General features: G+C 64.7%; 15 protein-coding genes, 1 tRNA gene and 1 pseudogene. 7 read left to right on the forward strand and 10 right to left on the reverse strand.

The window, feature by feature from the left end; all coding sequences use genetic code 11:
* Nucleotides 1–116: 116 nt before the first annotated feature.
* The 3 genes from KUV49_RS02385 to KUV49_RS02395 all read right to left on the reverse strand — a co-directional run bounded on the left by KUV49_RS02385 (nt 117) and on the right by KUV49_RS02395 (nt 2,603).
* Nucleotides 117–1,229: a site-specific DNA-methyltransferase gene (locus tag KUV49_RS02385; protein WP_222451449.1), complete on the reverse strand. Its 1,113-nt coding sequence runs from the start codon at nt 1,227–1,229 to the stop codon at nt 117–119.
* A gap of 93 nt (nt 1,230–1,322) precedes the next feature.
* The gene (locus KUV49_RS02390) at nt 1,323–1,967 is read right to left on the reverse strand and encodes a ribonuclease HII (protein ID WP_222451450.1); all 645 of its coding nucleotides are present in this window, start codon (nt 1,965–1,967) and stop codon (nt 1,323–1,325) included.
* A gap of 105 nt (nt 1,968–2,072) precedes the next feature.
* Complete coding sequence (locus tag KUV49_RS02395; protein ID WP_222451451.1) at nt 2,073–2,603, reverse strand: hypothetical protein; 531 nt, start codon at nt 2,601–2,603, stop codon at nt 2,073–2,075.
* 210 nt (nt 2,604–2,813) lie between these two features.
* Here KUV49_RS02395 and KUV49_RS02400 point away from each other — a divergent pair, with 210 nt between their 5' ends.
* From KUV49_RS02400 to KUV49_RS02410, 3 genes are all read left to right on the forward strand, one after another.
* Nucleotides 2,814–3,056 carry a hypothetical protein gene (locus KUV49_RS02400; protein ID WP_222451452.1) on the forward strand — a complete coding sequence of 81 codons (243 nt, stop codon included), beginning with the start codon at nt 2,814–2,816 and terminating at the stop codon, nt 3,054–3,056.
* Between the two features lie 19 nt (nt 3,057–3,075).
* Nucleotides 3,076–3,780, forward strand: a complete 705-nt coding sequence (locus tag KUV49_RS02405; protein WP_222451453.1) for a transcriptional regulator — start codon at nt 3,076–3,078, stop codon at nt 3,778–3,780.
* Nucleotides 3,781–3,961: 181 nt separating this feature from the next.
* Nucleotides 3,962–5,572 (forward strand): BCCT family transporter, encoded by a 1,611-nt coding sequence (locus tag KUV49_RS02410; RefSeq protein WP_222451454.1) that lies wholly within the window; start codon nt 3,962–3,964, stop codon nt 5,570–5,572.
* A 496-nt stretch (nt 5,573–6,068) separates the two neighbouring features.
* Here the strand turns inward: KUV49_RS02410 and KUV49_RS02415 are convergent.
* Nucleotides 6,069–6,145 (reverse strand) — tRNA-Arg (locus tag KUV49_RS02415).
* Between the two features lie 86 nt (nt 6,146–6,231).
* On the opposite strand from KUV49_RS02415, the gene KUV49_RS02420 reads away from it, so the two are divergent.
* From KUV49_RS02420 to rpsO, 4 genes and pseudogenes are all read left to right on the forward strand, one after another.
* The gene (locus tag KUV49_RS02420; RefSeq protein ID WP_222451455.1) at nt 6,232–7,290 is read left to right on the forward strand and encodes a LacI family DNA-binding transcriptional regulator; all 1,059 of its coding nucleotides are present in this window, start codon (nt 6,232–6,234) and stop codon (nt 7,288–7,290) included.
* 67 nt (nt 7,291–7,357) lie between these two features.
* Nucleotides 7,358–7,501: pseudogene (locus KUV49_RS02425) on the forward strand (NAD(P)-dependent oxidoreductase); the annotation flags it as partial.
* Between the two features lie 159 nt (nt 7,502–7,660).
* Nucleotides 7,661–8,668, forward strand: a complete 1,008-nt coding sequence (locus tag KUV49_RS02430; RefSeq protein ID WP_222451456.1) for a calcium-binding protein — start codon at nt 7,661–7,663, stop codon at nt 8,666–8,668.
* A gap of 160 nt (nt 8,669–8,828) precedes the next feature.
* Nucleotides 8,829–9,098 carry a 30S ribosomal protein S15 gene (gene rpsO, locus KUV49_RS02435; protein ID WP_152490929.1) on the forward strand — a complete coding sequence of 90 codons (270 nt, stop codon included), beginning with the start codon at nt 8,829–8,831 and terminating at the stop codon, nt 9,096–9,098.
* 150 nt (nt 9,099–9,248) lie between these two features.
* Here the strand turns inward: rpsO and KUV49_RS02440 are convergent, their stop codons facing one another.
* The 6 genes from KUV49_RS02440 to KUV49_RS02465 all read right to left on the reverse strand — a co-directional run bounded on the left by KUV49_RS02440 (nt 9,249) and on the right by KUV49_RS02465 (nt 12,886).
* Nucleotides 9,249–9,809 carry a F0F1 ATP synthase subunit B gene (locus KUV49_RS02440; RefSeq protein ID WP_222451457.1) on the reverse strand — a complete coding sequence of 187 codons (561 nt, stop codon included), beginning with the start codon at nt 9,807–9,809 and terminating at the stop codon, nt 9,249–9,251.
* A gap of 5 nt (nt 9,810–9,814) precedes the next feature.
* Nucleotides 9,815–10,366: a F0F1 ATP synthase subunit B' gene (locus tag KUV49_RS02445; RefSeq protein WP_222451458.1), complete on the reverse strand. Its 552-nt coding sequence runs from the start codon at nt 10,364–10,366 to the stop codon at nt 9,815–9,817.
* 210 nt (nt 10,367–10,576) lie between these two features.
* A complete protein-coding gene (locus tag KUV49_RS02450; RefSeq protein WP_057790696.1) occupies nt 10,577–10,813 on the reverse strand; it encodes a F0F1 ATP synthase subunit C in 237 nt (78 codons plus the stop codon).
* Nucleotides 10,814–10,904: 91 nt separating this feature from the next.
* Entirely contained in the window at nt 10,905–11,684 is a 780-nt protein-coding gene (locus tag KUV49_RS02455; protein WP_152490926.1) for a F0F1 ATP synthase subunit A, read from the reverse strand.
* The gene (locus tag KUV49_RS02460; RefSeq protein WP_152490925.1) at nt 11,674–12,036 is read right to left on the reverse strand and encodes an AtpZ/AtpI family protein; all 363 of its coding nucleotides are present in this window, start codon (nt 12,034–12,036) and stop codon (nt 11,674–11,676) included. Before KUV49_RS02460 ends, KUV49_RS02455 begins: the two co-directional genes overlap by 11 nt.
* Nucleotides 12,037–12,349: 313 nt before the next feature.
* Complete coding sequence (locus KUV49_RS02465; RefSeq protein WP_222451459.1) at nt 12,350–12,886, reverse strand: prolyl-tRNA synthetase associated domain-containing protein; 537 nt, start codon at nt 12,884–12,886, stop codon at nt 12,350–12,352.
* Nucleotides 12,887–12,901: the final 15 nt, after the last annotated feature.

Genomic DNA, 12,901 nt, shown 5'->3' on the forward strand with positions numbered 1-12,901 from the left:
TCGTGCGCCTGATGTAACCGCCACGAAAAAGCCCCCGCCAACAGGGGCGGGGGCAAGGTGAGTGCCATGTGTCAGGCCACAGGCACCGGCGGTGTTCTTGAATGTCCTGGAACTGGCTAGTTGGCGCGGTCGGCCATCTCGGCCCGGATCTGCTGCCGGAACACGTCGATGGACACCGGCTTGCCGTCGCGCTTGATGCACCAGTAGGTCCAGCCGTTGCAGCTGGGCGCGCCTTCCAGCGCGGCACCGACCTGGTGAATAGAACCTTTGACGTCATCGCCCACCAGCGTGCCATCGGCGCGCAGCTTGGCCCTGTGACGTCCGTTCATGCTCAACAGTTCCTCGCCGGGCCGCAGCATGCCCCGCTCGATCAGCTGGCCGAACGGCACCCGCGGCTCGGCGCGCTTGCTGGTGCTGACCTGCAACGCCTCGCGGTCGTATTTGCGCACCGAAGCCAGCCGTTTCTCGGCCACCTTGCGATAGGCCGCCTCGCGCTCGATCCCGATGAACTCGCGCCCCAGCATCTTGGCGACCGCGCCCGTTGTGCCGGTGCCGAAAAACGGGTCCAGCACCACGTCGCCGGGATTGGTCGTGCCCAGCAGAACCCGGTGCAGCAGGCTCTCGGGCTTCTGCGTCGGATGCGCCTTCTCGCCTTGCTCGTCCTTCAGCCGCTCGTGCCCGGTACAGATCGGCAGCACCCAGTCGCTGCGCATCTGGATGCCCTCGTTCAGCGATTTCAGCGCCTCGTAGTTGAACGTGTATTTCGCCGCCTCGTCCCGGCTCGCCCAGATCAGCGTCTCATGCGCGTTGGTCAGCCGCTTTCCCCGGAAATTCGGCATCGGGTTGGACTTGCGCCACACCACGTCGTTCAGGATCCAGAAGCCCGCGTCCTGCAACGCCGCGCCGACGCGGAAGATGTTGTGATAGGATCCGATCACCCAGATCGCGCCATTGGGCTTCAGCAGCCGCCGCGCGGCCTTCAGCCAGTCGCGGGTGAAGCGGTCATAGACCTCGAAACTGGCGAACTGGTCCCACGCGTCATCGACCGCGTCCACCTGGCTGTTGTCCGGCCGGTGCAGGTCGCCGCGCAATTGCAGGTTATATGGAGGGTCGGCGAATATCAGGTCGACGCTGCCTTCCGGCAGGCCGTTCATGACCTCGATACAATCGCCACCAAGGACAGTATTCAACGGGAGCGTTTCCACGCCCTTCTTGGTCTTTGTCGTCATCTTTTCTGCCTCTGTCCCGGCGCCTTGTTGTGCGCTCTGGTCGTTGACGCCAAGGATGAGTCAAAGCGGATTCGCGGTCAATTTCTTTTTGAATCAGTCGGTTAGGTTTTTTTCTTGATACAAGATATTGTGGACCGGCTTGAACGAACGTCTATGGTGTGGGGTCGGACCGAGATTTTGCAAAGCGGCCATGTGGCTTTTCGAGCCATACCCCGCGTTGGTCTCCCAACCATAGCCCGGATACTGTTGCGCCAAATCCCACATGATGCGGTCGCGCCTCACTTTTGCCATGATCGAGGCCGCCGAAATCGACAGGCAAACCGCGTCGCCCCTGACGATCGCGCGCCCCTCGCAGGGCATGTCGCGGGGCAGAAGGTTGCCATCCACCAGCGCGAGGCAGGGCCGCCGCGACAGCCCCGCCAGCGCCCGCGTCATCGCCAAGTGCGATGCCCGCAGGATGTTGATCTCGTCGATCTCCTCGACAGTGGCATGAGCCACCGACACCTCGGCCACCTCCAGGATCGCATCGTGCAGCGCCAATCGCCGCTTGGCTGTCAGCATCTTGGAGTCGTTCAGCCCCTCGGGTATGCGCCCGGGCGCCAGGATCACCGCCGCCGCCGTCACCGGCCCGGCCAGAGGGCCGCGCCCGACCTCGTCCACCCCGGCCACTTGCAACGCGCCAGCGGCCAGCGCCTCGGTCTCGAACTGAAAATGGGGCCCATGCACGGTTATGCTCATGGGCCCTTCAGTAGTCGCGTTTTCATGGAAGGAAAAGAAGGGAGGCGCACGAAGGATGCTTCGAGCCGCGCGCCTCCCCTCACTGCTCGACCTGTATCCGCGCTCTTATTTGCGGTACTTGTCGCTTCTGCGATCGTTGAACCCGTACCGCTCCAGGCACTGGCTGCCATAGATGACACCACGCCGGCCGTGCCCGCGTGTCTCGACGGCGCAGCGATGCGGCAGCGCATTGAACCGCGGATAATTTTTCAGCAGGCAATGCCGCCCGTAACCGCGCAGCACGCCGCCCCGGACCCGCACGTCGCGACGGCACTGCTGCGGCAGCGCGAACCGCTCGCCGTGACGCCCGCGATGGCCATAGCCGTCATGCCCGCGCCGATGCCCGCGATTGCCGTACCAGCCATGCCCGCGGCGATGCCCTTTGTTGAACCGCGGCCCGTGGCCGCCCTGGTGGCGCGTGACCGCGCGGTCGTCGCGGCGCTGGTCGGCAATCGCCGCACCGATCAGCCCCAGGGCGACCGCCCCCGCCACCCATTTGGCGACGTCCTTGTCACCGGCCTGCGCCGGCGCGGCTGTCACCCCCGTCACGGCAAGTGCCGCCGCCAGGATCAGCGATATGAATGTCCGATGTGTCATGTCAGGTCCTTTCTCTGCTTGAGCCTTGATCGGTCCCCACCCCGGTCATGACGTCACCGTGTCGGCCCGGGTCAGGCGATGCATCAAGGATGGGTCCGGCTCCCCGAGACAGGCAATATCGGCCGGCTGTTATCCGATAACACGGCGCAAAAGGCCGTTTCCCGCCAACCGGATATTGAATAGCGGCGGGGATACGCGCATCTTGGCGCAATGAAACGCAAAACCCTTCCCCTCGTCGTGACGCTCGGCCTTGCCGCCGCCACGACCGGCGCCGCACAGGCCGCCTGCTATGCCGAGTACAAGGCCAAGCGCGACACCCCGTTCGAGCTCATCTACGAGGTCGCGCAGGTCAGCGGGCCCTGTACCGTCGCCAACGCCACCGCCCAGCTTGGCGCCCGCCTCGCCGGACAGGGCCTGACCTTGCTCAAGGTCCTGTCGGTCCGCGAAGGCTAGCGCAGGGAGAGAGAGGCACGTGCAGGATCTCGACACTTCCATCACCGACACCCGCCGCTCCGGCAACCGGATCGTGCTGTTCGGCGTCGTGGCCATCGTCACCATCCTCGTCGGTGCCGCCATCCTCCTCGTGCTCACGCTGCCCGACGCCAACGCCTTCAACGACAAGGTGGCGCAGATCTTCGCCGAGAACGACGCGCTCACCTCGGACGCCGAGATCAAGCTCCTGGAGATCCTCGCCCTCTCCGGCACCGCCTTTTCCGAGACCCTGGGCAGCTACCGCATGCTCATCCTCGTGTTGCTGATCTTCGCCACGGCCCTCCTGGTGGCCGCGCTGGTGTTCTTGGTGATGCTCGCCGGCATGAACCGCCGCCTCGCCCAGATTGAACATTCCGGCATCCAGGTCAGCTCGCTGCTGATCAGCCGAGAAGAAAACGCCGTCTACCTCAACAACATGGGCTTCAAGCTCACGGACGCGGCGATGGAAACCCTCGCGGTTCTGGCCGAGGCGCGGATGGATGACGACGTGCTGTCGGGTGCCGAGATCGAGGCCGTGATCTCGGGCCGCTCCGCCGACGATTGCGAAGAAGCCGCCGGCGCCACCCGGATCAAGCGCCTGCGCGACACGCTGGGCAACCAGATGGTCTCGGAACTGCTGGTCAAGAACATCGCCCGTCGCGGCTACATGCTGGCGATCGACAAGAACGTCATCCGGGTGATCTGACCGTCTCGCCCAATGGCTGCCGCCGCCGAAAACGCCCGCCCGACCTTCGCAAGAACACCCCCGACACCGACCCAAGGCGCACGCCGCATCGCGCGCGCCACTGAAAGTTGTGGAACTCACGCCACCCCCTTTGCGTTTGGCTCCTTAATATCAAACGAAAAAGTCCAAGGGGGACAGACATATGGAGACGTGGGTTGAACGGCTGGGCCTGAGAACCGACCCGGTGATTTTTTTCGTATCCGCCATCTTCACCATCGTCTTCGTCCTCGCACTGGTCATTGCGCCCGAGCCCATCGGCGACGCCTTCGCTGCCGGACGCGCCTGGATCGTCTCTCACCTGGGGTGGTTCTTCATCCTCGGGGTGAACCTCTGGCTCGGCTTCCTGGTGTGGACCGCCATGAGCCGTCATGGCCACATCCGTCTGGGCCCGCGCGATTCGCGCCCCGATTACACCAACCTGTCGTGGTTCACGATGCTCTTCGCCGGCGGCATCGGCACGGTGCTGATGTTCTGGGGCGTGGCCGAACCCATGAGCCATTTCGCCACCCCGCCCCTGCCGGGGGTCGAGCCCTTCTCCCAGGAGGCCGCGCAAGACGCGATCTCCATCGCCACCTACCACCTCGCCCTGCACACTTGGACGATCTTCGCCCTGCCGGGGCTGGCCTTCGCCTATTTCATCAACCGCTACGACCTGCCCGTGCGGGTCAGTTCGGTCTTCTACCCCCTGCTCAAGGACCGGATCTACGGCCCGTGGGGCAAGGCCATCGACATCGCTGCGGTTCTCGGCACGCTCTTCGGCGTCGCGGTCTCGCTCGGCCTCGGCTCGTCCCAGATCGCCGCCGGGCTCGAGGCTCTGTTCGGCTGGGAAAGCGGCGTCATGCTCAAGGTCGCGATCCTCACGGTGCTGACGGCCGTGGCCGTGGTCTCCATCGTCGCGGGCCTCGACAAGGGCGTGAAGCTGCTGTCGAACATCAATATCGGCATGGCCGTGGGCCTGATGATCTTCGTGCTGATCTGCGGCTCGACGCTGTTCCTGCTGCGCGGCATGGTCGAAACCGTCGGGCTCTACCTCGGCAACCTGCCGCGCCTGGCGTTCTGGAACGACATGATGGCCGATATCGGTCCCAACTCGGACGGCTGGGGCTGGCAGGGCGGCTGGACCGTCTTCTACTGGGCCTGGACCGTCACGTGGTCCCCCTTCATCGGCCTTTTCGTGGCTCGTATCTCGCGCGGGCGCACGATTCGCGAATTCGTCTTCGGCGTCCTTCTGGCCCCCTCGCTCTTCACCCTGATCTGGTTCTCGATCTTCGGCTGGCAGGCGATGGAAATCGACGGCATCGGCGCCGCCGCGCGCGACGCCCTGGGGGACCAGGCCGGCGTGCTCAGCGATGCGGTGGCCGAGTCGGTGCCGCTCGCCATGTTCGCCTTCTTTGAGAACTTCCCCTTTGCCGACCTCATACAGGGTATCGCCGTGGTGGTCGTGGCGATCTTCTTCGCCACCTCGTCGGACTCCGCCTCGCTGGTGGTCGACATGCTCTGCACCGGCTCGCCCGATCCCGGCCCGACCCGGCAACGGGTGTTCTGGGGCGTGTCCGAAGGGCTGGTGGCGGCGATGCTGATCGTCCTCGCCGGCGACGCCGGGCTGACGGCCCTGCAACAGGTCATCACCGTTGTCGGCCTACCGATCTTCTGCCTGGTGTTCCTGATGATTCCGGCCCTGATCCTCGGCCTGCGCAACGAGGAGATCGATCACATCACCATCGGCAAGCGCCCCGGCCTGACGAAGTTCTGACGTTGCACGTGCCAACGCACCATCAGCTTGCACGGAACGGATGTTCGAGGACATTGGTTATGGCCCTCGAGAATTGCGGCTCAGCGGACATAAAAGACGTATGATATACAGCCCCGGCGCGGAAACAGGCCGCAGGCCCCGCGCCATCGACGGGCCGCCCCCACGGCCCGGTGATTGGGTGAAGTACGGTGCATCGCTCAATTCTGTTTCGGATTTGGCGTGGATAAAGCGCTGCTGACCCACCGTCGGATCGCCGCGCCGCGGCCCGTCGATGGCGCTCGGGAAATAGATCACACTTGTCCGCAAAGGGCTCGATGCCGCCATTCGCCGCCCGGAACACGAATGACTGCTAAGCGACCTCTTAGCGTGAACAGCCAGGATAGCTCGAAGTTGGGCCGTTTGTGTCGGACTTAAAATGCTCCCGTGACAGGGGGTGTGCATGGAAACCGCCCAACCGTGCAAACGTATGGTGCATTGGCAGTTGCACGCGGAAGACTGGCGACCCCGGCAGGATTCGAACCTGCAACCTGCCCCTTAGGAGGGGGCTGCTCTATCCAGTTGAGCCACGGGGCCGCGTAACGCTTCCATAACCGCTCCCGAGGCGCTTGTCAGCCTCCAAGCGGCCAGTTGCGCCGCCGCGCATGATTGCGGTAACATCAATGCCTGAGCACCATGACCGGATCATCCCCTTGAGCAAGCACGATACCCGTCCCTTGACACTGCGCGACGTCTCCGAGGCATCCGGCGTTTCGGAAATGACCGTCAGCCGCGTCCTGCGCAATCGCGGCGACGTTTCGGACACCACCCGCAAGCGCGTTCTCGCCGCCGCCAAGACGCTGGGTTACGTGCCGAACAAGATCGCCGGCGCGCTGGCCAGCCAGCGGGTGAACCTTGTCGCGGTCATCATTCCCTCGATGTCCAACATGGTTTTCCCCGAGGTCATGACCGGCATCTCCGAGGCCCTCGACGAGACCGATCTGCAGCCCGTGGTCGGCGTCACCGGCTACCGCCCCGAGAAAGAGGAAAAGGTCCTCTACGAAATGCTGTCCTGGCGCCCCTCGGGCGTGATCATCGCCGGCATGGACCATTCCGACGCGGCCCGCGCCATGCTGCGTGCCTCCGGCATCCCGGTGGTCGAGATCATGGACGTGGACGGCACCGCGATCGACTCGGTGGTCGGCATCTCGCACCGGCGCGCCGGCTCGCAGATGGCCAAGGCGATCATCAAGGCAGGATACCGTCGAATCGCCTTCCTGGGCACCAAGATGCCGCTCGACCACCGCGCCCGCAAACGCTTCGAAGGGTTCACCGAAACCCTCGCCAAGGCCGGGATCGAGATCGAGGACCGCGAGTTCTACTCCGGCGGCTCGGCGCTGAAGAAGGGGCGCGAGATGACCCGCGACGTGCTGGCCCGCAGCCCCGATCTCGACTTCATCTACTATTCCAACGACCTGATCGGCGCGGGCGGCCTGCTCTACCTCACCGAGCAGGGCGTCGACATTCCCGGCCAGGTGGGTCTTGCGGGCTTCAACGGCGTCGACCTGATAAAGGGCCTGCCGCGCGAACTGGCCACGATGGATTCCTGCCGCCAGGAAATCGGCCGCCGCGCCGCGGACCTGATCGTGAGCCGCGCCGCCAGCGTCGACGGCCAGGGCGCACCGTCGCGCATCGTCCTGGAGCCCACGCTCACCTACGGCGACACCCTGCGCCGCCACTAGGGCGCTCCACGCCTCTCGCCTGTCGCGGACAGAGCAGACCCCGCCTCATTCGCCCCGCGCCATCCTGCGGGCGCAGTCCGACGACATGATCCGTCGCCTGGAAGAGGCCACGGGCCTCGACATCACCGCGCCGGGCTTTCCGGCGGAAATGGTCGACGACGATCCCGACGAGCAGGGATTCGAGGTGCCCCCGCGCAGCCATACGACCTGAGCAATGCCGACTCGGCGTCGAACTTAATGGAAACGTAACCATTATCCATCAACTCTCCGCCTTGTCCCGCAAGGCGGTTAACCATGCCCGGCGGATTGAATTGAAAGCCGCCCTCGAATCTGGCTTTGTCATAAGGGGTTTTCTGGTGGATTATTCGCGATGCTGTTTCTTGCAGGTCTGATCGGTATGGTGGCCGTTGGCACCGCCGCGATGTGGGGCTTCGAGGACCTCGGCACCAGCAACGCCCGTGACGATATCGGTACGCCCGGCGACGCGTCCGATGAAGCCCCCGGCTATGATAGCGACGCCGCGGCCTACTCCGGTGCACAGGACTCGCTGCTCGATATCGCCACCGACGACGACCCCGAAGGCGACGATTACGGCATTGCCCGCGGCACGGCCCATGCCGACACGCTGTCCGGCGGCGACGCCGGTGAATTTCTCGACGGTCTCGATGGCGACGACCGGATCGCGTCGGGGGACGGCGACGATGTCGCGCGCGGCGGCGACGGTAACGACACGATCGACGGCGAGGCCGGCGACGACACCCTTCATGGCGAGGCCGGGAACGACACCCTGGCAGGCGGCGCAGGATCGGACAGTGTCATGGGCCACGATGGCGACGATCATCTCTCGGGCGGCGCCGGCGACGACAGCCTTGTCGGCGGCGAAGGCGCCGACACGCTCATGGGCGACGCGGGCGATGACGCGCTGCACGGCTATCTCGGCAACGATTCCCTCGATGGCGGCGCCGGGGCCGACACGCTCTTCGGCGGGTCCGGCGACGACGTGCTGACCGGGGTCGCGCCCGATGGCACGACGCCCGAGCAGGATCAGGACTATCTCAACGGCGGGTCCGGCGACGACGAGATCACGCTGGGCGCCGGCGATATTGCCACCGGCGGCAACGGCGCCGACAGCTTCATTCTCCGCGATTGGCTGGACGCCGATCACCAGGGACAGATCGTCGATTTCAACACCGCCGAGGACAATCTCGTCCTGCTCTACGACGATGACGGCACAGTTCCCGACGTGACCATCGAAGAAGACCCCGACGCGCAGAACCTGCACCGCGTCCTGCTGGGGGGCGAGGTCATTGCCAACGTCACCAGCGACGCAGCCCTGACGCTCGCGCATATCACGCTGATCCCACAAACCACGGGCTGATCCCGGCCGTGCGGACATACCGGGCGATACCCCCTTTCCAAACGTCCGGGAATCTCCTATACGCCCGCATCTGCCGCTGAAATCGGCAGGTATCTCCACAGGACCTTGCTGGACGACATCCCGGCTCGTGCCCTTCACCCTTCAACCAAAGGAGACCCCGATGTCGATCACTGTCGAAGAAAAAGCCAAGGTGCTGAAAGAATTCGCAACCAAGGAAGGCGACACCGGCTCGCCCGAAGTTCAGGTCGCAATCCTCACCTCGCGCATTTCCACCCTGACCGAGCACTTCAAGACCCACAAGAAGGACAACCACGGTCGCCGTGGCCTTCTGAAAATGGTCGCCCAGCGCCGCAAGCTGCTGGACTACCTCAAGGGCAAGGACGAAGGCCGGTACCAGGACCTGATCAAGCGTCTCGGCATCCGCCGCTGATCGCACCGATCAACAGAATTTGACAAGAATGCCCGCTCCACCGAGCGGGCATTTTCTTTTGCGGACCATCGACCATCGCCGGGCACCAAAAGAAAAAGGCCCGGGTCGTTTCCGAGCCCGGGCCAATCTCTCTACATCCTGGTCCGCAGGTCAGTGCAGCTTGGCGTCGACCTGTGCGATCGACTCGTCGATCAGCTTGCTGTTGTCGTCCTCGGTCATCGCCTTGGCGACCACGTCCTTGGCGGCGGCCACGGCCACCGCGATGGCCTGGTCGCGCACGTCCTTCACGGCGTTGGCCTCGGCCGAGGCGATCTGTTCCTCAGCCGCCTTGATCCGGCGCTTGATGGACTGTTCAAGGTCCTTCTTGGCCTGCTCGGCGGCTTCGGCAGCTTCGGTCTTGGCATGGGCCACGATCCGGTCGGCCTGGTCCTGCACTTCCTTCTGCTTGCGTTCATAGCTGGCCAGCAGGGTCTGTGCTTCCTCGCGCAGGGCGCGCGCCTCGTCCAGCTCCGACTTGATGCCGTCGGCCCGCTTGTCCAGCATCTCGCCGATCTTGCCGGGCACCTTCAGGTAGACCAGCAGCGCGATGAACAGGATAAAGGCCAGCATCACCACGAAGTTGGTGTTGCCCAGCGACAGGAACGGCCCGGTGGCGGCCAGCGCGGGGCTGGCGGCGACCACGGCGGTCAGGGTTGCGATCAACTGTTTCATGGCGCTCACCCTTTCAGCCGCGAATTGACGGCGCTCGTGACGCTCCGCCCATCGGCCTTGACGCCCATCGCGGCGACCAGTTCCTTGGCGGTGTCCTTGGCCACCTCTTTCACGCTTTCCATGGCATTCGCCCGGATTTCCGCGATGGCCTTTTCGCCCTCCGCGGTCTTGGCCGCGATCTCGGCATCGGCCTTCTGCGTGGCCTCTTCCAGCTCGGCGTTGATCTCCGCCTTGGCCTCGGCAATGATCTCCTGCGCTTGCGCGCGGGCATCGGCCAGGGCCTTGTTATAGGCGTCCTCGGCGTCCGAGGCTTTCTCTTTCAGGTCTTCCGCCGCGGCCAGATCGTTGGTGATCGTGCCCTGACGCTCGGCCAGCACCGCCGCGATGCGCGGCAGCGCGATCCGCGACAGGATGAAAAAGATCACGATCAGCGCGATGACCAGCCAGAAGATCTGGTTGCCCATCCAGTCCGGGCAAAGCTGGGGAAGGCCGATCGCCCCACCGCCTGCGTCGACGCAAGCGCTGGCAGCACCTTCTCCTAGGGTATCGGTCGCCATCTGCGTTCTCCTTGTTGCGCCTGCCCACGTTGTATCAGGTTTTCCGGATCATGTCCGTCAACCGGGGCCGCGCAAGGCTCAATGTTCGTGTCGTATCGCCATGCCCCGGCTTCGGGCCGGGCGCGGCGCCATCCGGATCTTCCTCACGGGACGCCGGGGGACGGGCATCACGCCCCTCGCCCCGACCCGTAAGGATGAAACCCGCCTGGCTTAGACGGCGAACATCAGCAGAAGCGCGACGAGGAACGAGAAGATCCCCAGGGCTTCCGCGAACGCGATACCGATGAACATGGTCGCGGTCTGGCCACCGGCGGCCGAGGGGTTGCGCAGGGCACCGGCCAGGTAGTTGCCGACCACGTTGCCCACACCGACGGCCGCGCCGCCCATGCCGACAGACGCCAGGCCCGCGCCGATGAATTGACCCATTTGTGCGATATCGCCTTCCATGTCTTTTCTCCTTACGATGGAATTCAGTGATCTGTTGTTCGAGTGATGCGGCGCGCGCGCCGCGTAGGGTGGGCGAAAGCCCACGCGTCTCCTAATGATGCGGGTGCAGTGCGTCCTTGAGGTACACGCAGGTCAGGATGGTGAACACGTAGGCCTGGATGAACGACACCAGAACCTCCAGCCCATAGACCGCAGTGATCGCCAGAATCGACAGCGGCGTCACCACCAGCCCAACCCCTGTCGAGATCAGCACCAGCGGCGCGAAGGCGGCGAACACCTTCATCACGGCGTGGCCCGCCATCATGTTGCCGGCAAGACGGATCGAGTGGCTGACCGGGCGCACGAAGTACGAGATCACCTCGATCAGCGCCAGGATCGGCCGCAGCACCAGCGGCGCCGAGCTGATCCAGAACAGGCTCAGAAAGCTCGCGCCGTTCTTGACGAAGCCCAGCACGGTCACGCCGATGAACACCATCATCGCCATCACGGCGGTCACGCCGATATGGCTGGTCGAGGTGAACGAGCCGGGGATAAGCCCGAGGAAGTTGGCGAAGACGATGAACATGAACAGCGTCATGATATAGGGGAAATACGGCAGCGCGTCCTTGCCCGCCACGTCCTCGACCATCTTGCGGATGAAGCCGTAGGCCAGTTCGGCCACCGACTGCAGGCGGCCCGGAATGACCGACCGCGCCGAGGTGCCCAGCACCATCAGCGCGAACACCGCCAGGCATGTCAGCGCCATCCACAGCGTCACGTTGGTGATCGTGAACAGGCCCACCGGCCCGTCGCCGGCCAGCGGCTTGATGATGAACTGATCCATCGGGTGGAAAACCAGCCCTTCGCTTTCGCCATGCGCTTCAGTGGCCATCTGTCATCCTCTTGTCGTCACCCTCGCGGGCTCGCTCTGCGTCCAGCGTTTCCGCCGCGTTCTTCAACTGGATCTCGTTGGCGCTGCGCATCATCGTCTTGATGCCCGCCGCAAGGCCCAGCAGTGTAAACAGCACGAGGAAGATCGGGATCGTCCCGAACAGGTAATCCAACCCGTACCCCATGCCAAAGCCGATCCCGAGACCAGCCACAAGCTCGATCACCATCCGCCAGGCCAGCTGTGCCTGGGAATAGTGGTTCTCCATGTGGGGCTTCGGCGCATCCACGCCCTTCAGCGCGTTGATCCTGTCTTCAAGCCGCTTCAGCCGCTCGTGTCGGTCAGGATCGTCCACCTTTTCCCCTCCGGAACCGTTGCGCCGTTGCTAAGCCGCCCCCGCGCCCGAGTCAAGCGCGCGGGCACCCCCATCAAACCATTGATAAGTCTAAGATTTACCAAGAGGCGCCGCTCCGCCGCAGCGCCTCTCGGGCCCCGCAAACCGGATTCCGCATATTCAACCAAGCGGTTGAGATTGCCCGCGCGCGCCCCGGTTCATGATTCCGCAAACACGCGACATCCCGGCAGCGCCGCGCGCATCCCGGGTCCGGCGGCGCCCCTGCTCCCCCGGCTTTTTCTTGCAAAAAATACTCGACTCCCGACGGCGGCCCTCAGGGTTCTAGCCACGAAATATCCGCGCCCCACCCTGCCAGAAGCGACACGAGGTCCCCGGGCCGGATCGCCACCGTCCGGTCATTGACCAGCGGATGCGCATGGACGAAATCCGCGGCCTTCACCGCCGCGTCCATCCACAGCTGCACGCCGGTCCCTGCCCCGTTGACCATCGCCAAAGGACTCACCGCGCCGGGCCGCACGCCCAGGAACTCCATCAGCCGCTCGGCCGAGCCGAAGGACAGCCCGGCCACCCCCATCTGCGCGCCTAGCGCCTTCAGGTCCACCTCCCGGTCCTGTTCCAGCACCACCAGGTGGTTCCGCTTCTTGCGGTCGCGCAGGTAGAAATTCTTGATGTCGATCCGCCCCGGTCCGCCCGGCACGGCCCCGCCCTGCACCGTCTTGGCGTCCTCGACCGTGCGCAGCGGGATATGCCCGTAAAGCTCGAACTCGACACCCGCCGCGCGCATCTGCGCCAGCAGGTCGTCGGAACTCACCGGCAAACTGTCCTGAAAGGCGGACGTGGCATCGACCATGTTCAAAGGCTCCCA

The sequence above is a fragment of the Roseovarius atlanticus genome (assembly GCF_019802205.1).
In the GTDB taxonomy this organism is placed as follows: domain Bacteria; phylum Pseudomonadota; class Alphaproteobacteria; order Rhodobacterales; family Rhodobacteraceae; genus Roseovarius; species Roseovarius atlanticus_A.

Bases quoted from the DNA above. Each gene is read 5' to 3' on its own strand.
- KUV49_RS02385 (WP_222451449.1), bottom strand. From the start codon at position 1,229: ATGACGACAAAGACCAAGAAGGGCGTGGAAACGCTCCCGTTGAATACT.
- KUV49_RS02390 (WP_222451450.1), bottom strand. From the start codon at position 1,967: ATGAGCATAACCGTGCATGGGCCCCATTTTCAGTTCGAGACCGAGGCG.
- KUV49_RS02395 (WP_222451451.1), bottom strand. From the start codon at position 2,603: ATGACACATCGGACATTCATATCGCTGATCCTGGCGGCGGCACTTGCC.
- KUV49_RS02400 (WP_222451452.1), top strand. From the start codon at position 2,814: ATGAAACGCAAAACCCTTCCCCTCGTCGTGACGCTCGGCCTTGCCGCC.
- KUV49_RS02410 (WP_222451454.1), top strand. From the start codon at position 3,962: ATGGAGACGTGGGTTGAACGGCTGGGCCTGAGAACCGACCCGGTGATT.
- KUV49_RS02420 (WP_222451455.1), top strand. From the start codon at position 6,232: ATGCCTGAGCACCATGACCGGATCATCCCCTTGAGCAAGCACGATACC.
- KUV49_RS02430 (WP_222451456.1), top strand. From the start codon at position 7,661: ATGCTGTTTCTTGCAGGTCTGATCGGTATGGTGGCCGTTGGCACCGCC.
- rpsO (WP_152490929.1), top strand. From the start codon at position 8,829: ATGTCGATCACTGTCGAAGAAAAAGCCAAGGTGCTGAAAGAATTCGCA.
- KUV49_RS02440 (WP_222451457.1), bottom strand. From the start codon at position 9,809: ATGAAACAGTTGATCGCAACCCTGACCGCCGTGGTCGCCGCCAGCCCC.
- KUV49_RS02445 (WP_222451458.1), bottom strand. From the start codon at position 10,366: ATGGCGACCGATACCCTAGGAGAAGGTGCTGCCAGCGCTTGCGTCGAC.
- KUV49_RS02450 (WP_057790696.1), bottom strand. From the start codon at position 10,813: ATGGAAGGCGATATCGCACAAATGGGTCAATTCATCGGCGCGGGCCTG.
- KUV49_RS02455 (WP_152490926.1), bottom strand. From the start codon at position 11,684: ATGGCCACTGAAGCGCATGGCGAAAGCGAAGGGCTGGTTTTCCACCCG.
- KUV49_RS02465 (WP_222451459.1), bottom strand. From the start codon at position 12,886: ATGGTCGATGCCACGTCCGCCTTTCAGGACAGTTTGCCGGTGAGTTCC.